This window comes from Kiloniella sp. (assembly GCF_048270245.1).
GTDB lineage: Bacteria > Pseudomonadota > Alphaproteobacteria > Kiloniellales > Kiloniellaceae > Kiloniella.
The window spans coordinates 278,578-303,272 of record NZ_JBLWTH010000004.1; the positions used below are offsets into that span (position 1 = coordinate 278,578).

Annotated in this window: 22 protein-coding genes; 16 read left to right on the plus strand and 6 right to left on the minus strand. The window is 45.2% G+C overall.

Going from position 1 to position 24,695, the window contains the following annotated elements; translation table 11 throughout:
• From ACN0W5_RS11575 to ACN0W5_RS11590, 4 genes are all read right to left on the minus strand, one after another.
• Complete coding sequence (locus ACN0W5_RS11575) at positions 1 to 393, minus strand: flagellar protein FlaG (protein ID WP_417454260.1); 393 nt, start codon at positions 391 to 393, stop codon at positions 1 to 3.
• Between the two features lie 99 nt (positions 394 to 492).
• The gene (locus ACN0W5_RS11580; protein WP_417454261.1) at positions 493 to 1,311 is read right to left on the minus strand and encodes a flagellin; all 819 of its coding nucleotides are present in this window, start codon (positions 1,309 to 1,311) and stop codon (positions 493 to 495) included.
• A 280-nt stretch (positions 1,312 to 1,591) separates the two neighbouring features.
• The gene (locus tag ACN0W5_RS11585; RefSeq protein WP_417454262.1) at positions 1,592 to 2,698 is read right to left on the minus strand and encodes a DegT/DnrJ/EryC1/StrS family aminotransferase; all 1,107 of its coding nucleotides are present in this window, start codon (positions 2,696 to 2,698) and stop codon (positions 1,592 to 1,594) included.
• A 172-nt stretch (positions 2,699 to 2,870) separates the two neighbouring features.
• Entirely contained in the window at positions 2,871 to 3,737 is an 867-nt protein-coding gene (locus tag ACN0W5_RS11590; RefSeq protein WP_417454263.1) for a flagellin, read from the minus strand.
• A 370-nt stretch (positions 3,738 to 4,107) separates the two neighbouring features.
• On the opposite strand from ACN0W5_RS11590, the gene rfbA reads away from it, so the two are divergent.
• A complete protein-coding gene (gene rfbA, locus ACN0W5_RS11595) occupies positions 4,108 to 5,007 on the plus strand; it encodes a glucose-1-phosphate thymidylyltransferase RfbA (protein WP_417454264.1) in 900 nt (299 codons plus the stop codon).
• On the opposite strand, the gene ACN0W5_RS11600 is transcribed toward rfbA, so the two are convergent.
• Positions 5,002 to 5,154: a hypothetical protein gene (locus ACN0W5_RS11600; protein WP_417454265.1), complete on the minus strand. Its 153-nt coding sequence runs from the start codon at positions 5,152 to 5,154 to the stop codon at positions 5,002 to 5,004. The two genes, rfbA and ACN0W5_RS11600, sit on opposite strands and share 6 nt — an antisense overlap.
• Before the next feature lie 44 nt (positions 5,155 to 5,198).
• On the opposite strand from ACN0W5_RS11600, the gene ACN0W5_RS11605 reads away from it, so the two are divergent.
• From ACN0W5_RS11605 to ACN0W5_RS11675, 15 genes are all read left to right on the plus strand, one after another.
• Complete coding sequence (locus tag ACN0W5_RS11605; protein WP_417454266.1) at positions 5,199 to 5,636, plus strand: flagellar protein FliS; 438 nt, start codon at positions 5,199 to 5,201, stop codon at positions 5,634 to 5,636.
• Between the two features lie 26 nt (positions 5,637 to 5,662).
• Positions 5,663 to 7,144, plus strand: a complete 1,482-nt coding sequence (locus tag ACN0W5_RS11610; RefSeq protein ID WP_417454267.1) for a flagellar hook-length control protein FliK — start codon at positions 5,663 to 5,665, stop codon at positions 7,142 to 7,144.
• Between the two features lie 20 nt (positions 7,145 to 7,164).
• The gene (locus tag ACN0W5_RS11615; protein WP_417454268.1) at positions 7,165 to 7,875 is read left to right on the plus strand and encodes a flagellar hook assembly protein FlgD; all 711 of its coding nucleotides are present in this window, start codon (positions 7,165 to 7,167) and stop codon (positions 7,873 to 7,875) included.
• 90 nt (positions 7,876 to 7,965) lie between these two features.
• A complete protein-coding gene (locus tag ACN0W5_RS11620; RefSeq protein WP_417454269.1) occupies positions 7,966 to 9,597 on the plus strand; it encodes a flagellar hook protein FlgE in 1,632 nt (543 codons plus the stop codon).
• A 204-nt stretch (positions 9,598 to 9,801) separates the two neighbouring features.
• Entirely contained in the window at positions 9,802 to 10,107 is a 306-nt protein-coding gene (locus tag ACN0W5_RS11625) for a DUF1153 domain-containing protein (RefSeq protein WP_299380030.1), read from the plus strand.
• Between the two features lie 256 nt (positions 10,108 to 10,363).
• A complete protein-coding gene (gene fliF / locus ACN0W5_RS11630; RefSeq protein WP_417454270.1) occupies positions 10,364 to 12,121 on the plus strand; it encodes a flagellar basal-body MS-ring/collar protein FliF in 1,758 nt (585 codons plus the stop codon).
• 42 nt (positions 12,122 to 12,163) lie between these two features.
• The gene (fliG, locus tag ACN0W5_RS11635; RefSeq protein ID WP_299380034.1) at positions 12,164 to 13,174 is read left to right on the plus strand and encodes a flagellar motor switch protein FliG; all 1,011 of its coding nucleotides are present in this window, start codon (positions 12,164 to 12,166) and stop codon (positions 13,172 to 13,174) included.
• Positions 13,175 to 13,186: 12 nt separating this feature from the next.
• On the plus strand, positions 13,187 to 13,999 hold the full coding sequence (locus ACN0W5_RS11640) for a hypothetical protein (RefSeq protein WP_417454271.1): 813 nt from the start codon (positions 13,187 to 13,189) through the stop codon (positions 13,997 to 13,999).
• 53 nt (positions 14,000 to 14,052) lie between these two features.
• A complete protein-coding gene (gene fliN / locus ACN0W5_RS11645) occupies positions 14,053 to 14,349 on the plus strand; it encodes a flagellar motor switch protein FliN (protein ID WP_299380048.1) in 297 nt (98 codons plus the stop codon).
• Between the two features lie 24 nt (positions 14,350 to 14,373).
• Complete coding sequence (locus ACN0W5_RS11650; RefSeq protein ID WP_417454272.1) at positions 14,374 to 15,213, plus strand: motility protein A; 840 nt, start codon at positions 14,374 to 14,376, stop codon at positions 15,211 to 15,213.
• A gap of 39 nt (positions 15,214 to 15,252) precedes the next feature.
• Positions 15,253 to 16,701 (plus strand): sigma-54-dependent transcriptional regulator, encoded by a 1,449-nt coding sequence (locus tag ACN0W5_RS11655; RefSeq protein ID WP_417454273.1) that lies wholly within the window; start codon positions 15,253 to 15,255, stop codon positions 16,699 to 16,701.
• A gap of 27 nt (positions 16,702 to 16,728) precedes the next feature.
• A complete protein-coding gene (gene flhA, locus ACN0W5_RS11660; protein ID WP_417454274.1) occupies positions 16,729 to 18,846 on the plus strand; it encodes a flagellar biosynthesis protein FlhA in 2,118 nt (705 codons plus the stop codon).
• Between the two features lie 58 nt (positions 18,847 to 18,904).
• Positions 18,905 to 19,882 (plus strand): GTP-binding protein, encoded by a 978-nt coding sequence (locus tag ACN0W5_RS11665; protein WP_299379387.1) that lies wholly within the window; start codon positions 18,905 to 18,907, stop codon positions 19,880 to 19,882.
• Positions 19,882 to 20,679: a MinD/ParA family protein gene (locus ACN0W5_RS11670; RefSeq protein WP_417454275.1), complete on the plus strand. Its 798-nt coding sequence runs from the start codon at positions 19,882 to 19,884 to the stop codon at positions 20,677 to 20,679. Before ACN0W5_RS11665 ends, ACN0W5_RS11670 begins: the two co-directional genes overlap by 1 nt.
• A complete protein-coding gene (locus tag ACN0W5_RS11675) occupies positions 20,672 to 22,123 on the plus strand; it encodes a hypothetical protein (protein WP_417454276.1) in 1,452 nt (483 codons plus the stop codon). The genes ACN0W5_RS11670 and ACN0W5_RS11675 overlap by 8 nt, the downstream gene beginning before the upstream one ends.
• 111 nt (positions 22,124 to 22,234) lie before the next feature.
• On the opposite strand, the gene ACN0W5_RS11680 is transcribed toward ACN0W5_RS11675, so the two are convergent.
• Positions 22,235 to 24,667 (minus strand): GcvT family protein, encoded by a 2,433-nt coding sequence (locus tag ACN0W5_RS11680; protein WP_417454277.1) that lies wholly within the window; start codon positions 24,665 to 24,667, stop codon positions 22,235 to 22,237.
• Positions 24,668 to 24,695: the final 28 nt, after the last annotated feature.

Here is a 24,695-nt window from a genome sequence, read left to right on the forward strand (position 1 = left end):
TTATGCTTTTGTATCTAGGCTCGTGTTTACTTCAAGAGGAAAGTTTGATTGTTTAGGGTAATTTCCCAGCATCGTTTTACTCGGAAATTCAGAAATCACCGCATTATTGTCTTCATCAATCAAACGGACGACCAATCGTCCAGACTCGCTATCTCTGTACGTCATAATATTTGACGCTAATGAAGCAACTACGGCCTCAGGATCATGCATCGTCTGACTTACTTGCGTTACAGGCGAAGCATCAATAACGCTGTTTGCAATAGAAATCTTTTCAAGAGACAATGCTGCCGCACTCACCGTACTAGTCGGTATTTTTTGCCTACTCACAACACCCTGAGGTGAGATATTTGAGACAGATTGAGTTGGCTGCTTAGGAATTGTTAATTCTGACATCTGACCTCCTCCTCTCTCATAAATCTCTATCTAGCTTACAAAGTACATGATTACGTAGCAGAAGTAAAATATCTGCTACGTAATCCATTAGCTAAACTATTACTGAAGAACTCTAAGTAAAGTTTGTGGTATCTGGTTTGCCTGAGACAAAGCGGAAACCGCTGCTTGAGTGAGAACATTAGCAGTCACAAGTTTACTTTGTTCTGCCGCCAGATCGACATCTTTAAGCTTTGAGTTTGCAGCTTCAATATTCTCAATAGAGGTTGCAACCTGCTGTCCACGGGTTTCAAATCGAGAAATAAGCGCACCAACCGTCGCACGATCTTCCGCAATGTTACTGATCTGGGTTGTAACCGCTGTAAACGCAGTAGCTGCAGCACTCGCGTTTGAAACAGAACCACCGACAGCTGCTGCCGAAGCGTCAACACTAGACAGATCGGCCGCAATATTATTAACAGCACCACCAGTCGCAATTCCAACAAAGAAATTCTGGTTATAACCAGCTTTAATCAGCTCGCTGCCATTAAAGGTCGTTGTATCAGCAATACCACCAATTTCAGAATTCAGCGCGGTAAATTCAGCATTGATGTAAGCACGCTCTGTATCAGTGACTGTACCAGATAGCGATTGTGAAGCCAGCGCCTTCATACGCTGAAGCACATCACTTACCCGCGCCAGACCACCATCAGCAACCTGCATGATTGAAGCAGCTTGCGAAGCATTAGTGGCCGCCTGCTTAAGAGCAGTAACATCACCAGTAAGCTTTGTACTGATCGCAAGACCAGCAGCATCATCAGACGCACGCACAATTCTAGACCCTGAAGCCAATTTCGACACAGAGTTAGAAGCCATGTTAGCGTTATTATTAAGAAAACGGATTGCAGAATTCGCTGCAGTATTTGTACCAACTACGGGCATAAAATTATTCCTTCTACTTGAAGTATGTTAAACTTAACCCATCCTAGATTAAGTCACTTATATAGGCCGCCTTCTTGGCAGCCGCCCATTTCATTCCCTCCTGGAACAAAACAGTAATGTCAGAGATCATTAACTTTAACTATTACAAAAACCCAACATCCTTTTAATTTAAGCTCAATATATTAACATATCATTAACGGCGCAAATACAATCCCATCAAGCATACGTCAGAGCAAAAAAATACGCCTAAACCCCTAGCATAACTTGGAAATATATTTATTTAAAATATAGATCGAATCCCATTTCTCACCTCTACCATTTCAGCTTTCGACATTTGAGAATAAAAAGGTAAAGCAATAACTTTATCATAAAAATAATCTGAAACAGGAAAGGAATTATGAGTCGTATTAGGATTGAAAAGTATATTTCTATGCAAGCGATCCTCCCACCAAATCGATGCACCGATCCCCAGCGCCCTCAACCCAGACACTGTACGCTCAGCCCCTCCCGATAGGATAATACCATTTACCGTTGAACTGACATTAAATTCTTCACCAGCAAAAAAAACTATCCCTTCGCATTCACTCAGGACCGACAAATACTGCTGTTTTGTCTTTAGGTACCTCGCCCGTAACAAGTCTATACGATCAAATTGCGCCAATCCGACAGCAGCATGGTATTCACTTATTTTATAGTTTCCACCACCAGACAACGCCTTACGACCTTTAAAAAATCCAAATTCACAACGTTGCCGGACTTTAGCCACAAATTCTTTATTATCAGTAACAACGAAGCCTCCTTCCCCGACCCCAAATACTTTTGTAGCGTGTAGACTAACAACGGCTGGGCTGGTTCCTGGGATCAAGCCATAAAAAGATGCAGCAGCATCAATCACAACAGGGATATCAAATTCTTTAGAGAAGGCATCCCAATCGAACACACATATCGTCGCTCCGAAAGGAGCAACAGGCATAACAACATCCGGCTTCTGACATCCTGGTGTCTTTAAATATTCAGCTACAATAGATGGCGTTAACACGCCTGAAACTGCATCAACGTCACAAAAAAGAAGTTCACCACCTGCCTCCAGGACAGCTTGCGCGGAAGCAACAAACGTCCAAGCAGGAAGCAAACACGTAAACTTTTTGCCTCCCTCAGAAGAAAAAATAGGTGAAACCGTTTCTTTCAAGGCAGCCATAAGGCCCGTTGTTGCGCTTGACGTCGTGGTAATATTACAACTAGGAAGGTTATAAAAATCTGCTATTCTTCCTTCAAATTCCTGCAATCGCGGGCCATAATTTGAATACCATTTATCCCTATCGATTAAATCTAAATAGGGAAGAAGTTCCTGAGCAGACGGCATATCGGGTGTAAGTAAAGGGATCAAAGGCTGGCCCTGAAATTTGAATTGTCACCTTTAATATATAATAAAGAATTCAAATAACATAAATTAAATGTAGCGCAAAAATATAAAAAAATCGACTGTATGTATTTATCACATATTTGGGCGTCCATCCTGGACGCCCGAAAGCTATGTGAAAGTATATTAGAATTACCTCTTATTGCAGTAAGGATAACAGTGTCTGAGGCAATTGATTTGCCTGAGATAAAGCAGACACTGAAGCCTGAACAAGTACCTGGGATGAAACCAAGCGAGATTGTTCAGCCGCAAGATCAACATCCATCACAGATGAAAGCGCCGCATCAATATTTTCCTTAGACGTAGCAACCTGTTGCTGCCTAAATTCAAAACGAGAAACAATAGAACCAATATTGGCCCGGGCTTCAGAAATTTCATTTATTGCTAAATCAACAGAAGCCATCGCAGTAGCAGCAGCAGAAGACGTACTAACATCTGTTGACCCCAATGCAGTTCCACCTGTAGCCAAGCTTGCCGCTAAGAAATTGCTCGCTGTCCCGCTTAAAGTCGATATGTCGACACTAATAACATCTGCCGTCGTAACGCCAACAAAGAAACTAACTGGTCCTGCACCAAATTGTGCTCCAGTACCATCAAGCAAAGATTCACCGTTAAAGCGTGAACTTGCAGCTATACCATCAATTTCAGAAAGTAATTGCGCATACTCAGCATTAATAAAGCCACGTTCAGTATCTGTCGGCACCCCAGACAAAGAAGCTGCAGCCAAAGCTTTCAATCGTTGCAACACATCTGAAATCCGTGCCAGACCACCGTCACCAACCTGCATAACGGATGCACCTTGGGCGGAGTTAATAGAAGCTTGCTGCAGGACATTACTATCCGCCCGAAGGCGTGTACCAATAGCCAAACCAGCGGCATCATCTGATGCATTTACGATACGTGACCCCGAAGCAAGCTTAGAAATCGAGCTCCCAGACTTCATTGAATTCAAATTCAGAAAACGCAGCGCTGAATTAGCTGCTGTATTTGTCGTTACTGTAGGCATGTTCTTTCCTTTCACATTTAGCTCAACGGAAGGCTTCTTGCCATTCCACCGCCAGAGACGGCACGTGTTGAATTCCCAATTGATAAGCAAAGGTCATGCCAAACAAAAACATCTTTAAATTTCAAATAGTTATAATTCAAATTAATGTTTTCAGAATAGGAAATATTGTTTTACCTAGACAATAAAAAGACTTTTCTGCCCGGTAAAATGGCAAACAATTCCTAGCTAAGAACAATGTAGCGGCAACAATTGACATCCGTATGTCCAAAAAATATCTGATTGATATCTCAACATATTTTTAAGAGAATACAAAAGTACAGAGAAAGACCACTTATCTTGAACTTGGTTATTCTATCGGGGACTCATAGAAATGATAAAAAAGGCCATTATACTTGCTGGCGGCTCCGGTACACGGTTAAGGCCTCTCACTGACGTTGCCTGCAAACAGTTACTTCCTATTTATGACAAGCCGATGCTTCATTACCCGCTAGCAACGTTGATGTTAATTGGTATAAGAGACATTCTAATCATAACCACCCCTAAAGATAGAACTGCCATCGAAGATAATCTGGGGGATGGATCGCAACTAGGAATTTCTATCCAATACGAAACACAAAAACACCCTAAAGGTTTACCCGAAGCATTTATTATTGGTGAAAAATTCATCAACAACGAGCCGGTCTGTTTAATACTTGGAGACAATATTCTTTATTGGGGACAACTAAACCTTGTCTGGAACGAATGTCTGTCCGTAAAGAATGGGGCCTATATTGTTGGCGCCTTTACTAGAGAGCCAGAAAGGTTCGGCATTATAGAATGCGACAAGAATAGTAATGTACTCTCGCTTATTGAAAAGCCAACCAATCCTCAATCCAATATTGCCGCGATTGGCCTCTATTTTTACGACCATCAAGTCGTAGAATTCGCAAAACAGGTACAACCCAGTTCTAGGGGCGAATTGGAAATCACCGATTTAAACAACATCTACCTTAACAGAGGAGAACTAAAGGCCAAATTCCTTTCTCGCGGCACAACTTGGCTTGATGCAGGAACCGTGAACTCATTAATGGATGCCTCAAACTTTTTTAAAATCATTGAGGATCGTCAAGGCCTAAAAATATGCTGTATAGAAGAAGTCGCCTATAACATGGGCTACATATCAAACAGCCAACTTATAACTCTGGCAGAAAAATTCGACGGCAGTAGCTATGGGGAATACCTAAAACAAAGAGCGAACAGAACCCATTCTCCCCATGCAAATTATCTATAGGTTAAAAAGCTCAACATACCCGGCATCTTTTATCACTTTCCAATAATTTATACCCGGCATTCTTTTCCTTCCCATCTCTTTACGATGATATTTCCCTTTTAAAACAACAAAAAACATCACCACCAAAAACTGGCCCGCAGTTTGCATTAATCATCCTGAGTTTTTGTAATTCAAGATAGATTGGACACAAAATGCATTGGCAAGCGGACACAACAGCAACACCACTAGACTCTTTAGATACGTCACCAGGTGAGGTTCTGATGCTTATCAACCATGCTATTAATGCTTTGGGTGAAGCAAAGGATGCGGTGACCACTCTTGAAATTGAAAAGCGCTTCAATGCAACGATGAAAGCTTCTGCCTTATTGGATGCTATAGAAGAAGAAATGAAGGCAGACATTTCCGAAAATGTTCGCGGTGCTTTTATGCAAACCCACTTGAGTTTAATTGCGAACATTACCCGAACCAATGTCAAAAATGATTTGGAATCGGCTAAAGAGTCCATCTCGCTCATCATGAGCTTCCGGCAAATTTGGGTAACACTTCATCCGTCATTAGAAGAAGAATGTTTTACTTGGCCCCTCTCATCAACCCAAAACCATCGCCGTTCTGGTCTCCACTTGGCTTAATGATTTAGAGATTCAGGGATAGAATGATGAACAACTACAATATAGATATTAACAGAACTGTTTCCCAACAGTCGACGGTAAAAGGTAAACAGGCACCTAATGCTAGCCAAGTATTTGCGGAATACCTGAACGCTGTCGGCTCCTCGGGTAAATCTGCAGCTGTCAATCCCTCCCTGACACGTGATAATTCATTGCTCGGAAATATCTTTAATAAGACACCTTGGCCTGGAGAGCGCGAAATCAGCTTCAGCGTCCCGAAAGAAACATTCGAAGACAAGACCAAGGCCCACGAAGATACAAAATCATCTGCAGTCGAACATCCAGCAGATGAAAAAGACCATATTGCACAGCATGCGTCAGACGACAAAAAGAATTCATCTGATCTAAAAGATGAGCAACAAGCGGTCACGTCCGATATCGATAACAACGATACAGCCCTTGAAAATAAAGAAGTTGGTTCAAATGAAAATACAGCAACAGATAGCAATGATGTCGCAGCTGCTGTTGTAGAACCAGCCTCTCAACAGGCAGCCTCTCAGACAGCAGCTAGCTTAAAACAGGCTGCTACCAATGGAGCTGCAAACCAAGGCACTCCGGCTACTGTAGCCCCCCAAAAGAACACAAAACCTGAAAGCGCTAACCAAGGGGCAAACAACGCAGGCGTTGCCAATGTCAAGGTTACTGAAGCAGACGTAACATCCAGGCCAATGAATAGCCTGACCGGCTCTACATCAGTAAGTGCACAAAGCAGTCAAGATGCAAACACCGCCTCAGCAAACGCAAGTGCTCAAGACAAATCAAAAGGCTTGGCCACAGCAACTGCTGCACAAACAGTTAATGGCAAGACAGCAACGCCAGGTCAGGTCGCACAAGCCGTTTTGGCTAACAATCCTGGGCAAAATGGCAATAGCGCTAACGGACAGTCCCAAAGTAACAACGGGATGATCAAAGCTGATCTTGGCCAAGCGACAAACGCAAAGACACAAGTGCAAACTGGTAATCTGAATTTTGCAGATACACTGGCGTCAACAAATCGTACTTCCAAGCCAGCACAGACAGCCCCATTACAAAGCACTCTAAGATCAATGAATGTAACCCCAGCCGATCAGCTGTCGATACACATTCGCAAGGCGGCCAGCGCCAATAAAGACAGTATCTCAATAAAACTACACCCATCTGAACTAGGGCGCGTAGATGTGAAATTGGAAATTGTCGACGGCAGCACCATGAAAGCCATGATTTCAGCAGAACGTCCGGACACACTGGATATGCTGCAAAGAGATTCTCGGATGCTGGAAAAGGCGCTGCAAGACGCGGGCCTTAAAACAGACGGACAAAGCCTGAGCTTTAACCTAAAACAGGGTGGTAGTGAACAAAATTCTACTCGTAACCAAGGGCCCGAATTAGCTGGCACAGAAAACGTTTCTGCGAGTGACGAAGACTTAACTGAAACAGCAGACATTGTGAAGAAATCGTCACATGACGGCGACTTGGACATTAGTATTTAAGGGAATGGCAGGAGAATAAAATGGACACGACAGCAGCACAAGCTCCAGCCCCCGTAAACGGAGTAACATATCAAGAATCTGGTGGGTCAGGCTCCTTAACCGGTGGCCAGTCACTCAACGATACATTCGACATGTTCTTGAAACTGTTGACCACTCAGCTCAAAAACCAAGATCCATTGGAACCGACAGATAACACTGAATTTGTGAACCAATTAACACAATTCACCCAAACTGAAGCTGGATTGAACACAAATAAGAAGCTCGACAGCTTGATTGCTCTACAAAGTAACACTCAACTAACCTCTGCCCTTGATTACGTTGGAAAAGAGGTAAAAGCAGACAGTATTGTTCTCAACCTGAGCGATAGCGGCGCAGACGCGATTTATGGTTTGACGGCGAATGCAGCCACCACTGAGATTAAAATTCTTAATTCCGAGGGCAAGACAGTACGAACCCTTCAAGGTCAAACCTCTGCAGGACAACATACAATTCATTGGGACGGCAAAGATGACAATGGCAACCAGATGGAAAATGGCATCTATGCCTTCAGTGTTGTCGCAAAAGATTCTGATGAAAAGATAATTCAAACGGCACAAGGTATTCAAGGTACGGTCACAGGCGTTCAGATGAGCAATGGTAGCGTCATCTTGAACATCGGTGAAATCGAAGCACCACTGGATAGCGTCCAAGCCGTCGTTCAGAAAAGTTCCACCACCGGAGAAAGTTCTTAAGATGAAAATGAGTACTTACGTAGATTTATTTTATCGGACGAAGAGCTTGCTCTGCCTAATTGCACTCTTTACCACTAGGGAGATTGGATCATGAGTATTTATGGCGCCCTTTATTCTGGCGTGTCCGGGCTCTCGGCTCAGAGTAATGCGATGGGCATGATTTCGGACAATATAGCAAACGTTAACACAACTGGCTACAAAGGCGTGACAGCACGTTTTTCAACACTGGTTGCCCAATCTTCGAGTGAAACGCTCTATGCCCCTGGTGGCGTACGTTCTGCTCCGTTGAGAAACATAGATAAACAAGGCCAATTACAAGGTACGGCATCTGCGACTGACCTGGCCGTTGCTGGTAAAGGTTTCTTTGTCGTCGCCGACAGACCAGGTGGTGCGACAGGAACGCAATACCTGTTTACCCGCGCGGGATCATTCAGGCCAAACGCCTCAGGTGACCTCGTGAATGCCGGTGGATATTACTTGCAAGGGTGGCCGATAACTCCGGGTAGCAGTACGCCAACCAGCGGCAGTACCTTTACTGGGCTTGAAACGATCAACGTTGCAAATCTAAATGGTACGGCAAGGGCGACGACGAACCTAGAGCTTGCACTCAATCTACCATCGACAGTTCTACCTACTGAACAGACAAGTGACGTGGCCCTTGAAACTAACCTCAACAGCGCAGCTGTAGCAGGCACACAACATGATGTGGTCACAACTGTAAACGATCCAACAGGTGTCGCACAATCTGTCACATATCGCTGGACAAAACTAGCTGCGGCAAACGAGTGGAGCTTTGAAGCATTAGCTCCAGCCGGTGGTTCAGTTAATAATGGTGGCCCAACAACAGTTGTATTCGATCCGGCAACAGGTCGTCCGACATCTGGATTTCCGCCTCCCGATCCGCTCTATTCTTGGAACAATGGATCATCAAGCACTATTGACGTCGGCAGTTACGGCAATGCTATCACAGAAACTGCGGCTGCTTCAGCATCAACAGCAACACAGTATAACGATCAATATCTGGCGACCGTTCAAGTATATGACGACTTGGGTAACACCCATGATATGCAGTTGGCGTTTACCAAAACAGCCGCAAATGATTGGTCCATGACTGTCTTAAACCCAACATTGAACGGTGCCACCAGCGGTATTGTTGCCAACCTACCGCGTACAATTCAATTTTCCGGTGGTGTTCCAAGTTTGATCAACATGCCACCGATTACAATTGATTGGTCCGTAGGTTCAACAGGTGCGACAAACAGCACAATTGCTCTTGACGCAGGTACTGTTGGGTCACCGGATGGGATTATCCAGTTTTCTGGCAACTTCATTCTTAACTCTGCTGAACAGGATGGCGTGACCTTTGGTAATTTCCGAGGTGTATCTGTTAATGAAGAAGGGGTTGTAACCGCCCTTTTTGACAACGGCGAACAACTGGATATTGCACAAATTCCTCTTGGCATGTTCCCAAATCCCAACGGTTTGGAAGGCAGAACGGGGAATGCCTATAGTGCGACAGCAGAATCAGGAAACTTCTTGCTCAACCGCCCGAAGGTGGGTGGTGCAGGTCTGATTGCCTCTTCTTCACTAGAAGCTTCCAACGTTGATCTTGCCGAAGAGTTCACAAAAATGATTGTGACCCAACAGGCTTATTCCGCAAGCTCGAAAATCATTACGACAGCGGATGAAATGCTTGATGAGCTCATAAGAATCGCTCGATAAGCAATATTAACGAAAACAAAAAATTATTTTTACAGCCATTCATGTTTGAATGGCTGTTTTTTTATCCCTAAAAGACTGTTTAAAAAGACAAATTAAATAATACATAAAATTTAAGATAAATTGTCTAAATTATTGATATTAATAGTTTTTCAATAACCTCCCCCTATAAAAGCAATTCTTATTTAAATTGCTGGAGTAGAAACCATGCCGTCTCGCAATTTAGGCCGACGGACGAGTGATGCGGATATAAATGCACATCCTCTTTCTCTTGACGATCTACCGCCACCGGAAACGAAAAGGTGGGTCATACGACGTAAAGCACAAGTTGTTGCCGGTGTTAGAAATGGCGTCATAAGCCTCGATGATGCCTGCAAGCGATATAAGTTATCATTAGAAGAGTTTCTTTCTTGGCAGCGCTTGATTGATAACCATGGATTACGCGGGCTAAGAACCACTCATCTACAAAAATACCGTATAGATACTGAACATAAAGAGGCATCAAAACACTAGAAAAAATATATATTTCTTTCTGATACCGCCTCTAATTTTCACAAAAAAATAGCCTTTATTATTGAGCTTATTGTTATTTACACAATAAGCTCTTGACTTATATAGATAAAATTTGATTCAATCCGCTGGGCAATTTTTTCCCACTACTAGGCAATTTTTTCCTTTGTTAACCTCCTATTTACCGAATAGCTATAGGTTGGTGTTAGCAGATTTTAAGTGTCTGTAAGTGAATAGCAATAATTCGGATCGTGCGGTAGTGAATACATTCGTAGATACATTGAAGAACCTCGGGCCTGTTCGCCTTGGCATAATGGCTGGCGTAGCAGCAGCTATTATTGCATTTTTCATATACCTGACCGGACGTGTTGCCACACCGGAAATGGCATTGTTATACGCCGATCTCGATACGCAGGATGGTGGGCAGATTGTTAGTGAGCTTGAACAACTACAGGTCCCTTACAAACTTTCCCCTGCTGGCGATGCTGTTTATGTCCCCAGTAACAAAGTAGGCGCAATGCGTGTCGCTATGGCAGAAAAAGGACTGCCATCCGGCGGTTCAATCGGATATGAGATCTTTGATCAATCCGAAGCCCTGGGAACAACAAGCTTTGTACAGAATATAAATCACTTACGTGCACTAGAAGGAGAACTGTCCCGGACGGTTAAATCTATAAACCGAATTAAACAGGCCCGGGTCCATCTTGTATTACCACAAAGAGAGCTTTTTAGCAGAGACAAACAATCCCCCTCTGCATCAGTTGTTGTCACAACACAGGGCAACAATACTCTGGACCGCCAGCAAATTTTATCTATCCAGCATCTGATTTCTGCGGCTGTACCGGGTATGAAGCCCTTAAACGTATCCATTATTGATGACAAAGGAAACCTTCTGGCCCGCGGCGGAGAAGAAGGTGATCTCAATCAACTGACAAGTACTGCTGACGAACGCCGTGTTGCTTATGAAACGCGATTGATGCGTACTGTAGAAGAATTATTGGAACGGTATGTTGGGCGTGGCAATGCTCAGGTTCAGATTTCTGCAGAAATGGACTTTGACAGAGTAACAGAAAACTCAGAAACATATGATCCTGATGGTCAGGTTGTCCTGTCTACGCAAACAGTTGAAGAAAGCGCGAATGAAGCTGATAATGCCGGGAACGAAGGCATTACTGTTGGTAACAATCTACCTGATGCCAATTTAGGTCAGCTCGGTGGTGCTTCAGGAAGCCAGAGCAACAGCTCTCGCCTGGAAGAGACAGTCAACTTTGAAAACTCAAAAATCATTAAAACACGTGTTCGCGAAACCGGTGCTGTAAGACGCCTATCTGTGGCCGTTATTATCAATGACATCACAGAAGTTAATGAAGAGGGCGTAAGAACCTTTACAAGCCGAAGCGAAGAAGACCTTGCACAGCTTGGCGCAATTGTTAGATCGGCCGTAGGGTTTGATGAAAACCGTGGCGACACAGTTGAAGTTGCCAATTTCCGTTTTGCAGAACTTGACCCCCTACTCCTTCCTGAAGAAGGAGTTCTTGGGATGGATAAAGAAGATATGATGCGGTTTGCTGAACTCTTTATACTTGGAGTTGTTGCAATTCTAATCCTTCTCCTTGTTGTGCGCCCTCTTGTTACACGCGTCATTGACGGTGATTTTGCACCTGTCGGCGATGGTGAAGGCGGCGGCACCATCACGATTCCCGGTCCAGATGGACGTCCAATGGTTATGGCCGTTCCAGCTGGGGCCCCAGGGGCAACTATGATACCCGGTATGCCCGCTCAGATAGGCGCTGATGGAACACCTCTTCTAACCTCAACAGCGGGGGGAACAGATGAAGCTGGCCTTCCGACCGAGGCAGGTGGGGTTAACAACGAAATCGAACAGATGATCGATATGAATAAGGTAGAGGGGCGTGTCCGCGCCTCATCCCTGAACAAGATTGGGGAAATCGTCGAAAAACATCCTGAAGAAGCTGTCCAGATTATACGCGGATGGCTTTATCAAGAAGGCAAATAACATCTACAAGTCCGAATATGATCACAGGTAAGAGCAACGAGTATGCGTGACGACTATAGAACAATGACCGGCCCAGAGAAGGCAGCACTTCTTGTGATGGCACTGGGCGAAGCGCAAACAGCTCAACTTTTTGCGCTCATGGAAGATGACGAAATCCGCGAGATTTCACAAATAATGGCAACACTTGGTACTGTGAGTGCCCAGTTGATTGAACGTTTACTCGTTGAGTTTGCGGACCAGATTTCTACGACAGGCACCATTGTCGGAAGCTATGACAGTACAGAACGTCTGTTGATGAAAGTTCTCGACAAGGACCGTGTTGACACCATCATGGAAGAAATTCGTGGCCCCGCAGGCAGAACAATGTGGGAAAAGCTTGCGAATGTTAACGAAAACGTGCTCGCGAATTATCTTAAGAATGAGTACCCACAAACCGTTGCAGTTATTTTATCCAAAGTTAAACCAGAACATGCTTCACGCGTTCTTGGACTTCTTCCTGAACCCTTCGCCATGGAAGTTGTTATGCGTATGCTCCGCATGGAAGCCGTTCAAAAAGACGTTCTGGATGATGTTGAAAGGACACTGCGTAACGAGTTTATGTCTAATCTGGCACGAACAAATAGGCGTGATTCACACGAAATGATGGCTGACATTTTTAACTTCCTTGATCGGAACGTTGAAAGCCGCTTTATGAATGCCCTGGAAGAGCGAAACAAAGATTCAGCAGAACGCATCAAAGCCTTGATGTTTACTTTTGAAGACCTAGGCAACCTCGACCCGGGTGGGGTTCAAACTCTATTGAGTGCTGCTGAAAAAGACAAACTGGCAATTGCACTCAAAGGTTCCTCTGAAACACTCAGAGAACTCTTCTTTACAAATATGTCTGAGCGTGCAGCCAAAATCATGAAAGAAGATATGCAGGCAATGGGACCAATTCGCCTCAAAGATGTGGACGAAGCCCAAATGTATATGGTTACCATTGCCAAAGACCTTGCCGAAAAAGGCGAAATCGTTATGGCCGACTCAAAAGGCGAAGACGAGTTGGTGTATTAGGAGCGATAGGTGGTGGCGAATTCTACACAAAAGTTCCTTTTTGATACCTCGTTTGAAGGCAGGGAAGAGCCGAACAAAAATAAACCCCAGAATAGCTCTACAAATAATTTTTCAGACTTTATGGGCAACTCCGCACCCCCGCCCCCCGATGTTGAAGAGAATATAGAGCCAGAAGAAGTCCCCTTACCGGAAGGCGCCGTCTCTGTAGAAAATCTGGAATTGGAAAAACAGGCTGCCTATGCCGAGGGTTTTGCCGCCGGGCAAATAGATGCACAAAATCATGCCGATGAGACAGCTAACGCATTAATCGCACAATCAATTAATTTGATCACAGAACAATTACAAGGACTTCAAACCGTTCAACAATCTCAAGTTCAGGAACTTCAAAGTGTTTCGATGGAAGTTGTACTTACAGCGCTCAAGAAACTTTTCCCAAGCTTAGTGAACAATACATCACTGGACGAAATTATTCTTGTTTTCCGAGAATGTCTCGATCGTCTTCCACAAGAACCAAGATTGGTTATTCGTGTTTCGGATACAACACTGGATGACGTACAAGACAAACTGGAACAGGTCGCCCAGCAAAGTGGTTTTAATGGCAATTTAGTATTTTTGTCAGAGCCCGGCATGATGGCAGGCGATGTTCGGGTGGAATGGGCCGAGGGTGGCGCAGAAAGAACTGTGACAGAGCTTTTACAAGAAATTGAAACAATTATTAGTCGAGCAATTACAAATTTCTCACTGCCCGGAGCTGCCGGGAAAACCAGTGCAACGCCAGCATCAGTCAGCCCGGCAGTTGTACCAACCGATGAGACAACGCAATGAACGATGATGACACACAAGCCCCAGCTGAAGACACTTTTCCTGACATGCCAGAGATGGAAGACGACTCAGCAATGCCAGAGCCTGGCGGACGCCCGCCGACCAACGCAAAGGAACTGGAAGCCGTCTACGACATTCCGGTACAGGTTTCAGCCATTTTGGGTAAAGCCAATATGCAAGTCAGCCAGCTTCTCAAACTGGGCCGCGGTGCTGTCATTGAACTGGACCGTAAGGTTGGTGAAGCCATTGATATCTATGTAAACAATAGATTAGTCGCACGTGGTGAAGTCGTTGTTGTTGAAAACCGCCTAGGCGTGACAATGACAGAGATCATCAAAATGGACCGAAACTAGGACTATTTGGGATAACAGCTAAAAATGGCAAATACATCTCAAACGCGCGCTACAGAAGGGACAGAAGTCCCCAGTCGCCCGCAATCCAATGCAACGGTTGATTATGCAACGCTAGGCGGTGTTGCAGGTGCGTTTTTGATCATTATTGTCGCAATGATTGTTGGGGGCTCTCCAGGATCATTCTTTAATTTGCCTGCTATTCTGATTGTCATCGGCGGAACATTTTTGGTGACAACGATCTCCTTTACCTTTGATGAGGTAAGTAGATCGCAAAAAACAATGATGCGTGCAGCATTCTACCAGGCTGAAACCCCGAAGAATGCAGCTCTTCAGGTTCTTTTTTTGGCAGACAACGCCCGACGGAACAGTATTCTGTCTCTACAAAAACACCTAAAAGACATTCAAAACAGTGTCTTTTTACACCGTGCAACAGAAATGCTTGTGGATGGTATAGCGCCAGAACAACTGGAAGCAGTCCTAGAGCAGCAGTTAATTGCCACGCAAACCCGACATCAACGTTCTGCTAATATCCTCAGGAGAGCAGGCGAAGTTGCCCCTGCCATGGGTTTGATAGGAACGCTCGTTGGGTTGGTCCAAATGCTTAGTAATCTTGAAGACCCCAGTACAATTGGTCCCAGCATGGCTGTTGCTCTTCTAACGACATTTTATGGAGCCATTTTATCAAACATGGTTTTTCATCCACTTGCTGCCAAGTTGGAACGAATTTCTCAAACTGAAGCGATCGTGAATCAAATCTATACCATTGGTATCTGTTCTGTATGTAAGCAAGAAAATCCAAGACGTTTGGAGATAATGTTGAACACTATTCTCTCTCCGGACCAGAGAGTGAATTATTTTGATTAAGACGGTCATATACGTAACCGTCGACCAGGAGAGTAAGTTATGCGCCTACTAATTGTTGGTTCGCTAGAAGGTCATATGATCACTGCCGGCAAAATCGCCTTTGAAAAAGGTGCAAAAGTGGCAACTGTAGATGACGTTGATCAGGCGATGGCCTCTTTACGCACAGGAAATGGTGCTGATTTGTTGATGGTCGATATCGGTTTGGATATTGATAAACTTTGTAAACACCTAGATGCAGAACGCTTTTCCGTTCCTGTCATTGCCTGTGGCATTGGCACCCAACCGTCAAAAGCTGGCGACGCCATAAGATCCGGCGCAAAAGAATACATTCCGCTTCCTCCCGATGCTGAACTTATTGCAGCAGTCTTGGCCGCAGTGACAGAAGAAACCACGTCACTGATCTACAAAGACCCCGCGACCGCAGCAGTCTTGAAACTGGCTGAACAAATTGCCCCATCAGATGCCTCGGTACTGGTGACGGGTGAAAGTGGTACGGGTAAAGAAGTGATGTCACGGTTCCTGCATACAAAATCAAAACGTGCAAAAAAGAACTTCATTTCAGTCAACTGTGCAGCTATTCCAGAAAACCTTTTGGAATCAGAGCTTTTCGGTCATGAAAAAGGGGCATTTACAGGCGCGATCTCACGACGTATAGGGAAATTCGAAGAAGCAAACGGGGGAACCCTTTTGCTCGACGAAATTTCAGAAATGCATCCCCGTCTACAAGCAAAATTATTAAGGGCCGTGCAGGAACGTGAAATTGATCGTGTCGGGGGTAACCAACCCATTAAGGTTGATATCCGTCTGCTCGCGACCTCGAACAGAGACTTGGAAGAAGAAGTCAAAAAAGGGAACTTCAGAGAAGATCTTTATTTCCGCCTTAACGTCGTAACAATCGAAATGCCTTCCCTCCGGGATCGCCCTTTGGATATAGAAATTCTAGCTGATCATTTTCTCGGAAAGTATGCTGAATCAAACGGTGTCCCTAAGCCTGCCATCACGCCAGAAGCGATGACACAGCTTATGCAACATCACTGGCGCGGGAACGTTCGGGAACTAGAAAACACAATGCACAGAGCTGTGCTGTTATCTCGCGATAATCTTGTCAGCCCCGAGGCCATCATGTTGACCGGGTCCAGCTTTGCACCAGCTGCAGCGGCCCGAACTGCTGTTTCACAAGCACCAGCGAGTACCGCAGCGGCGAATGCCTATGGCGGGGCGCGAACACCAACCCAACCGACATCACCAAATGTCGGCACTTCAGAAGCACCGATTGACGAAAAACTTGTCGGAAGAACCGTCGCAGATGTTGAGAAAGATTTAATTCTAAACACCTTGGAACATTGTTTGGGCAACCGAACCCATGCAGCCAATATTCTGGGTATTTCCATTAGAACTCTTCGCAACAAGTTAAAAATTTATAGCGAAGACGGTACTGAAATCACTAGTCCAGGGAATATCAGTGAACACTTAAGCCCGTCGGTTTGAGTCACATAAACAGTATCAGAGTACAGTATGTCTGACAGTAGCCCACAACAAGATGGCAATAAACTAGGCCTGCCAGCTACCATTTCTTCAGCTATTGAAGCAATGAAGCGTGGCGATATCGCCTTAGCCCTTGGTGTTATCGCAATTTTGATTGTTTTGATTTTGCCGATGCCAAGCTGGTTGCTGGACATTTCTCTGGCGCTATCTATCACGCTTTCAGTTTTGATCCTTATGACCGCCCTTTTTATTCAAGGACCATTGGAATTTGGATCATTCCCAACCGTATTGCTGATTGCGACTATGCTACGATTATCGCTTAACTTGGCATCAACACGATTAATTCTTGCTGAAGGGCACCAAGGTACAGCCGCTGCAGGACAGGTTATTCAATCATTCGGTAACTTTGTCATGGGCGGCAACTTTGTCATTGGGATTATTGTTTTTGGCATCCTTGTCATCGTGAATTTTATTGTTATTACAAAGGGTGCAGGACGTATTGCGGAAGTATCAGCACGTTTTAGCTTGGATGCTATGCCCGGTAAGCAAATGGCTATTGATGCTGATTTATCAAGTGGTCTTATAGATGAAGGCGACGCCAGAGAACGTCGCAAGACACTGGAAGATGAAAGTAACTTCTTTGGGGCCATGGATGGTGCTTCAAAGTTTGTTCGGGGTGACGCCATTGCGGGCCTTCTTATAACTTTCATCAATGTGATCGGCGGCATTATCATTGGTGTTGCGCAACGAGACATGGCTGTCGGAGATGCCGCAACATCATACACTTTGTTAACTGTTGGCGATGGCCTCGTTTCACAAATTCCTGCGATTGTCGTCTCTACAGCGGCGGGTATTCTTGTTTCCAAAACCACCACAACAGGCTCTGCAGACAAAGCAATTTTTGCACAGCTTGGTGGATACCCTCGTGCTCTTGGGCTGTCGTCAGCCCTTATGGTCGCGCTCGCTGTCGTGCCCGGCACACCTGCTTTTCCGTTTCTTCTTCTCGCCGCAGCAACAGGAGGACTGGCTTGGTATAGTGACAAGAAAGATACACAAAAAACCGACCTCGCAGATAAAAAAGAACTGGAAGCCGCAGCACCCGCCCCTGTTGCGGAAGAACCAATCTCAGCATCCTTGCAAATTGATAACCTTCGGCTTGAACTGGGTTATGCACTGCTCCCCATGATCAATGGACAGGGTGGGGAAAGGCTCACAGATCAAATTAAAGGCTTACGTAGACAACTGGCTCAAGAACTCGGGTTTGTGTTACCGTCCGTACGTATTCAGGATAACCTTCAGCTCGGCGCGAACAGCTATGTTATTCGCGTTAAAGAGATAGCCGCCGGCGAAGGAGAACTTCGTCCCAATATGTTCCTGATCATGGACCCCCGCGGCGATAAGATCCAACTCGTCGGCGAAGAAACTGTCGAGCCAACATTCGGCTTACCCGCGATGTGGGTTGATGAAGGTCAGAAAGAAGAAGCCCTATTCCGCGGCTATACTGTTGTTGATGCCTCAACAGTGATCACGACCCATATCACTGAAGTTGTGAAAGACAATATTTCCGAATTACTTTCCTATGCTGAAACACAGAAATTGCTCGACGAACTCGGTGAAGAACACCAGAAGCTTATTGGCGATCTTATTCCCAATCAAATTTCAGTTGGTGCCTTGCAACGTGTGCTGCAAAACCTACTTGGCGAACGTATTTCCATTCGTGATTTGCCGACAATTCTCGAAGGTATTTCAGAAGCCTGTGCCTATACACGAAACGCTACCTTTATTACTGAACATGTACGTTCGCGCCTTGCCAGACAGATTTCCAATGATAATCAGAATGAACAGGGCTTTATTCCAATGATCACACTGTCACCTCAGTGGGAGCAAGCTTTTGCTCAGGCATTGGTGGGGGAAGGTGAAGAAAAACAGCTTTCTATGCCTCCTACCCAGCTTCAAGAATTTATAACTGCTGTTCGCCAAACATTTGAACGACATGCCATGATGGGCGAAGCACCTGTCATGTTGAGCAGCCCGGTTATTCGTCCCTATGTACGTTCTATTGTAGAGCGCTTTCGGCCCACGACGGTCGTTATGTCGCAAAATGAAGTGCATCCAAAAGCAAAAATTAAGACTTTGGGAGTTATTTAGCTCCTATGATCACAAGACAAGAACGAGTTAAACTTTATTGGGCTGGAGCGATCGTGGTATGCGATTAAAGCACTATATCGCTGAAAATCTACCTGATGCCATGAATCAGGTCCGTCTTGATTTGGGTGAGGATGCGATTATTCTCTCCACGGATGAATTAGGTCCCGGTCAAGGCGTCCGTGTCACAGCAGGACTTGATGATGAGCCCGAGAATGATTTCTCTATTTCCGATCCTCAAGACGATGTAGATATTGTCGACGAAATAACCGAAGTACTTGATTTTCATCGCCTTCCCCATGAAATGATCGATATGCTTGTCGGACATGCTATGGGGGTTCCTGCATCAGAATGGCATATTTCTCTTGCTGGGGCATTGGACAACAATTTCCACTTTGGGCAAATCCCTAGCCGGGCATTATCCAAACCATTAATGCTCGTTGGCTCCCCTGGCGATGGTAAAACCTCGACCATTGCCAAGCTTTGCGCCAAGGCCAGATTATCAGACATACCAACAACAGTTATAACAATTGATGCAGAAAAAACAGGTGGTGTCGAACAGATCGCCGCCTTCTGTCATCGTCTGCAAATAAATCTAGATATCGCCGAGACACCAGAAAAACTTGCAGAATCTATTCACAGACCTCCATCTGATCACCTGCTATTAATTGATACAATGGGCGTGAACCCTTTTGATGATGATTCCCTGAATTATCTGGCAGAATTTGCCCAGGCCGCAAATGCCGTATCGACACTCATCATTCCTGCCGGGGGCGATGTTTATGAAACAGCAGATAAAGCCGCTGCGTTCAAATCACTGAATACAAAATACATTATTCCAACAAAACTAGACATGACACGGCGCTTTGGTGGCTTATTAACGGCAGCCCACAGTGCTGAACTCACCTTTATGGCTGCGGGCATATCCCCGCATATCGCAGACGGATTATCCCCAATAAATCCAGTATCTCTGGCACGGCTATTGCTTCCTACCAGACTAGAATCCCAACAGCACTCTCTTGCAACAGGCACACGCTGATGAACCAAGCTAAAAACCATAATGTTCAATCTTTGCATAATAAATTACTCTGCAAGAACATGATTGCCATAGCATCAGGCAAGGGTGGTGTCGGTAAGACATGGCTGTCAATTACTCTGTCACATGCGCTATCAAGCTTGGGGTGCAGAACGCTGTTGTTTGATGGCGATCTTGGTCTGGCGAACGTTGACATTCAACTGGGTCTCGCCCCGAATAAAGATATGGGGGGCGTCTTAAACGGCAGGTACTCTCTCGAAGAAGCGGCCGTGCGTTATCCAGACGGTGGCTTTGACGTTGTAGCGGGACGATCAGGCTCTGGTAATTTAGCGAACCTTCCTGCGCCTCGTTTGAACAGTCTGACAACGGATCTAGCAAATCTGTCCCAATCTTATGATCGGATTATTTTGGACCTTGGTGCAGGAATTGACAGAACCGTACGTCAACTTGCATCACAAGCTCAAGTCTGCTTGGTCATCACAACAGATGAGCCAACTTCACTCACAGATGCATATGCTTTTATTAAGCTGACAAAAATGCAACGCCCTGATGCAGACCTACGTGTTATCGTGAACATGGCAGAAACAGAACATGACGGGCACAAGACCTACAATACCATTCGCAAGGCTTGTGAATCCTTCTTGAAGATTACACCGCCACTTGCAGGTATTATTGTTCGAGACAATAAGGTAAAGGAAGCAATTCGCAATCAAACACCTCTGCTGGTAAGATATCCATCATCAACCGCTGCAGAACGCGTAGAACAGATTGCCCGGAATTTGCTAAAGGGACATGAATAAGGTCCGATTACCCCTTGCAACGACACCAACCACTCAATCCGGAGCAACTCAAACAGCTCAGGCCAGTACGCTTGCAAATTATCCCCCAACCCTTACAAACCAAAAGATACAAGAGCAACTAAGCGGAACAATCAAAGGACAGACACCACAAGGACAATTACTTGTCCAAACTTTACTCGGCGAGTTATCTGTTAACACCAATGTTAAGCTCCCTGCCGGAACAGAAGTCATTGTCCAATTTAGGACCCATAAGCCTCCCTTTGAAGTCCTCATCCTGCCGCAAGGTGACAAAGCAAAAAACCAGTCGGGGCAAATCCAGCAAAATCCAACTGATAAGCTAAGCCTAAGCCACCAAATTCAAGCAACTCTTATCAGTAAACCAACAAGCAGTGCTGCTGTTCCTCTCCCCAAGACACTTCAAAACTTACAAATCGCCACGCAAATTTCCGTTAGAATGGAAGTATTGGGCCCTCCCCCCAAAAGCGCCGCACCGCAAGTTACACCTGGCTTCTCTCAAACTTCAACGCAACAACCAAGTTCAACAGCATCTCTACCAAATACGTCCGTAACATCACAGCCCGCAACCATATTGAAAGCCACGGTAACAGGAAATACTCAAGGCAATCCTGTGGTTCAAACTGCCATTGGCACAATTCAACTTGCGATCAAGGCTTCCTTGCCCGTAGGAACACAGATATCCCTCACTCTGCTTTCGTTGGATGATTCAGAGGGAATAAAAATAGGCGACGGTTCTCGTATAGCATCAACACCAACCCAACTGGGACAGGACTTGCGCCAAGTTCTTCAAAGTGCATTGACCACTTTGGGGCAACAGGGGCAATTTAATGCACTCGCAAGCCATCTTCCTCAAAAAGGTTCTGCATTAACATCTGGAATTTTATTATTCCTGAATGCCCTTAAATCCGGCGCACCAAAAGGTTGGGCTGGCGAAGATACTCTCTCCTTACTCCGTGCTGCGGGCCGTCCTGAACTGGCACAGCAATTAACCTCCGAAAGCTCTCTCATCACAAGACCCGTCGAGACAGGACAGGGAGAATGGCGTATGACTCAACTGCCTATTCTTCACGATAGCCAATTACATCAGGCAAACCTGTTTGTTCGAGACCGTGAGCATGACAAGCAAGGACGCGGCAACTTGGAACGAGAAGAAGTAACACGCTTTAAGTTAGAAGTAGAAATGAGCCGTGATGGCGAGATGCAATTCGATGGCCTCGTAAAAAAAGGACGTTTTGATCTCGTTATCAGAAGTAGAAACAGTCTTCCCAAAACAATGGAAGTTAAAATATCTGACCTGTTTTACGGCGCAAACGAGGCCACTGGATTTGCCGGGAAACTTTCATTTGAAGTTTCGGAAAATTGGGAAAAACTAACTCAAAGCTCTCAAAAATTAATTGCAGGCTCTCATAACAGCACCATGGCTTAACCCGCTCCGCTCCAATACCGCGATCAAGACACCTTCGGCATGAAGAGTGATGAATATCTCACTTCATGCCGAAGTGCTTAATCTCTGAGTATTTTATCTATGTAATTAAAGTTACTCTAGATCACGAAGCTTTCTATTCTTCGGATCATATAGTGGTTCACTAGACACAACCGCTGGATAGCGTTTCCCAAGAATGCTAACTTCAAGTTCAGTCCCTTCCACGGCCAAATCAGTTCTCACAAAACTCAGGGCAATATTCTTTTTAATTGTATGCCCATATCCGCCAGAAGAAGATATCCCAACGATTTCATCGCCTTTGTAAATTGGGGAACAATAAGGTGCTTCAGCAATAGTTGTATCAATAATCAAAGGAACAAACCTTTCTTTGATACCATTCTCAAGATGTTGTTTTAGAGCCTCACGTCCCAAGAATGGACCTTTATCCAAATCAACAAACCGATCCAATGACAATTCGAAAGGCGTATATTCATGAATGATATCAACTTTCCACGACCGATAACACTTCTCTAGACGCAATGAATCCATAGCATAGAGACCAAAGTCAGAAACGCCATATTCTTCCCCCGCCTCCATTACGTCATCATATACCTGCCCCAAAAACTCCATTGGAACATGTAACTCCCATCCGAGTTCACCAACATAGTTCACCCGCATCGCCAGCACATCGGGGCAGTATCCAATTTCCATGCCTTGTGTCGTAAGCCACGGGAAAGCCTTGTTAGACAGTTCAGTTTTGGTGATCTTGCTGAGCAAATCCCTAGAACGTGGCCCCGCCACCACCAAAGTTCCATAGCGATCCGTCAGGTTTTCAAATTCGACAGAACCATCGCCCGGCATGTTTGAAAGAAGCCAATCTTCATCGTGCCATTCACCGGCACCAGCAGAAATAAGCCAATAATGATCTTCCGCCAATCTCGTGATGGTCATTTCTGTCATTACATGCCCTTTACGGGAAAGGAAATATGACAAGGACATGCCACCAATCTTAGGCATTTTTCCCGCAATCATATAATCAAGCCATGCAGTTGCCCCCGGACCGGTAACTTCATATTTCGTGAACCCGCCAAGATCCAATACTCCGACGCGTTCTCGCACAGCCTTACATTCAAACTTGACCGCGTCATTCCAATTTCTGCGCTCATCCAAAAACGAAACAGTTTGCGCGTCCGGCCGGTCTGTTTGCGGGAACCATACAGCACGTTCCCAGCCACCTCTTGCACCAAAGAAAGCCCCCTTTTGCTTTAGCTTTTCATAAACGGGGGTCATCTTTGCGGGGCGCCCTGCAGGACGTTCTTCATGCGGGAAAGGAATAGCATATTCGTTCTGGTAAACTTCAATCGCCTTTTCAACCACATATTTTTGCGTGGCATAGTCCGTATATCGACGCGGATCCAGCATCCACATATCCCATTCGGACTCACCTTCCAGAACTTGCTCTGCAATAATTTTACCTGCTCCACCAGATTGGGTAATACCAAAACTAAAACCACAACAATGGTAAAAGTTATCCAGTCCATAGGCTGGTCCAATATAAGGTAATCCATCCGGAGTATAAGGAATTGGCCCGTTTATAACGCGGGAAACGCCACCCTTCTCAAGGATAGGAACACGCGCCATAGCCTGCCCAATGTACCATTCAATTCGATCGAGATCGTCACTCCACAATTGTGAGGCAAAATTTTCAGGCAAACCATCTAGCCAATAAGGCGTCGCTTTCCATTCATACGGGCCAAGAATAAGTCCGGCGCGCTCCTGACGGAGGTAGTAACTATCATCAGGATCCCTGAAGAGTGGTAATTTCTTATCCAGCGCTTCCAGCTCAGGGATCGCATCCGTTACAAGGTATTGGTGAGACAAGGTAACAATGGGGATATATTGACCAACCATGGCAGCGATTTCTCCACCACGATATCCGCCTGCATTAATCACCTTCTCACACGTAACAGATCCCTTTTCACAATCTACACGCCACTCACCATTTGGCGTCTGTGAAATAGCTGTCACGCGATTAAATCGATGGATTTTGACGCCCAGGTCACGTGCACCTTTTGCATAGGCTTGCGTTAACTGGCTTGGATCAATATCCCCGTCCAAAGGATCCCATAATCCCCCGACACAATCATGTGTTTCCAGATAGGGATAATAATCCTTCATCTCATCAGGCGTCAGAATATCATATTCCAAACCCTGAGCCTTTGCCATGGCTTGAACATGCTTGAATTCAAACATGCGTTCATCACTCTGCGCCAAGCGAACAGAACCTGTACGGGTATAATTAATTGGGTAATCGACCTCTTCTGCTAATCGATTATAAAGCTCAACGCCATAGTGCTGCATCTTCATAATGTTGACACTGCCAGAATATGTTGGGCAATTTCCTGCTGCATGCCATGTAGAACCCGATGTCAGCTCATCCATTTCTAAAATAACAACATCTTTACATCCCATCTTTGCCAGATGATACGCAGCGCTACAGCCGACAGCTCCGCCACCTATAATGACAACTCTTGCATGGCTTTTCATAATTCACTTCCTGTTTTTCTTATCATTT

Excerpts from the sequence above, each read along its gene's own strand:
- ACN0W5_RS11575 (WP_417454260.1), bottom strand. The coding sequence starts at position 393 with ATGTCAGAATTAACAATTCCTAAGCAGCCAACTCAATCTGTCTCAAAT.
- ACN0W5_RS11580 (WP_417454261.1), bottom strand. The coding sequence starts at position 1,311 with ATGCCCGTAGTTGGTACAAATACTGCAGCGAATTCTGCAATCCGTTTT.
- ACN0W5_RS11590 (WP_417454263.1), bottom strand. The coding sequence starts at position 3,737 with ATGCCTACAGTAACGACAAATACAGCAGCTAATTCAGCGCTGCGTTTT.
- rfbA (WP_417454264.1), top strand. The coding sequence starts at position 4,108 with ATGATAAAAAAGGCCATTATACTTGCTGGCGGCTCCGGTACACGGTTA.
- ACN0W5_RS11600 (WP_417454265.1), bottom strand. The coding sequence starts at position 5,154 with ATGCAAACTGCGGGCCAGTTTTTGGTGGTGATGTTTTTTGTTGTTTTA.
- ACN0W5_RS11605 (WP_417454266.1), top strand. The coding sequence starts at position 5,199 with ATGCATTGGCAAGCGGACACAACAGCAACACCACTAGACTCTTTAGAT.
- ACN0W5_RS11610 (WP_417454267.1), top strand. The coding sequence starts at position 5,663 with ATGAACAACTACAATATAGATATTAACAGAACTGTTTCCCAACAGTCG.
- ACN0W5_RS11615 (WP_417454268.1), top strand. The coding sequence starts at position 7,165 with ATGGACACGACAGCAGCACAAGCTCCAGCCCCCGTAAACGGAGTAACA.
- ACN0W5_RS11620 (WP_417454269.1), top strand. The coding sequence starts at position 7,966 with ATGAGTATTTATGGCGCCCTTTATTCTGGCGTGTCCGGGCTCTCGGCT.
- ACN0W5_RS11625 (WP_299380030.1), top strand. The coding sequence starts at position 9,802 with ATGCCGTCTCGCAATTTAGGCCGACGGACGAGTGATGCGGATATAAAT.
- fliG (WP_299380034.1), top strand. The coding sequence starts at position 12,164 with ATGCGTGACGACTATAGAACAATGACCGGCCCAGAGAAGGCAGCACTT.
- fliN (WP_299380048.1), top strand. The coding sequence starts at position 14,053 with ATGGAAGACGACTCAGCAATGCCAGAGCCTGGCGGACGCCCGCCGACC.
- ACN0W5_RS11650 (WP_417454272.1), top strand. The coding sequence starts at position 14,374 with ATGGCAAATACATCTCAAACGCGCGCTACAGAAGGGACAGAAGTCCCC.
- ACN0W5_RS11655 (WP_417454273.1), top strand. The coding sequence starts at position 15,253 with ATGCGCCTACTAATTGTTGGTTCGCTAGAAGGTCATATGATCACTGCC.
- flhA (WP_417454274.1), top strand. The coding sequence starts at position 16,729 with ATGTCTGACAGTAGCCCACAACAAGATGGCAATAAACTAGGCCTGCCA.
- ACN0W5_RS11665 (WP_299379387.1), top strand. The coding sequence starts at position 18,905 with ATGCGATTAAAGCACTATATCGCTGAAAATCTACCTGATGCCATGAAT.
- ACN0W5_RS11670 (WP_417454275.1), top strand. The coding sequence starts at position 19,882 with ATGAACCAAGCTAAAAACCATAATGTTCAATCTTTGCATAATAAATTA.
- ACN0W5_RS11675 (WP_417454276.1), top strand. The coding sequence starts at position 20,672 with ATGAATAAGGTCCGATTACCCCTTGCAACGACACCAACCACTCAATCC.
- ACN0W5_RS11680 (WP_417454277.1), bottom strand. The coding sequence starts at position 24,667 with ATGAAAAGCCATGCAAGAGTTGTCATTATAGGTGGCGGAGCTGTCGGC.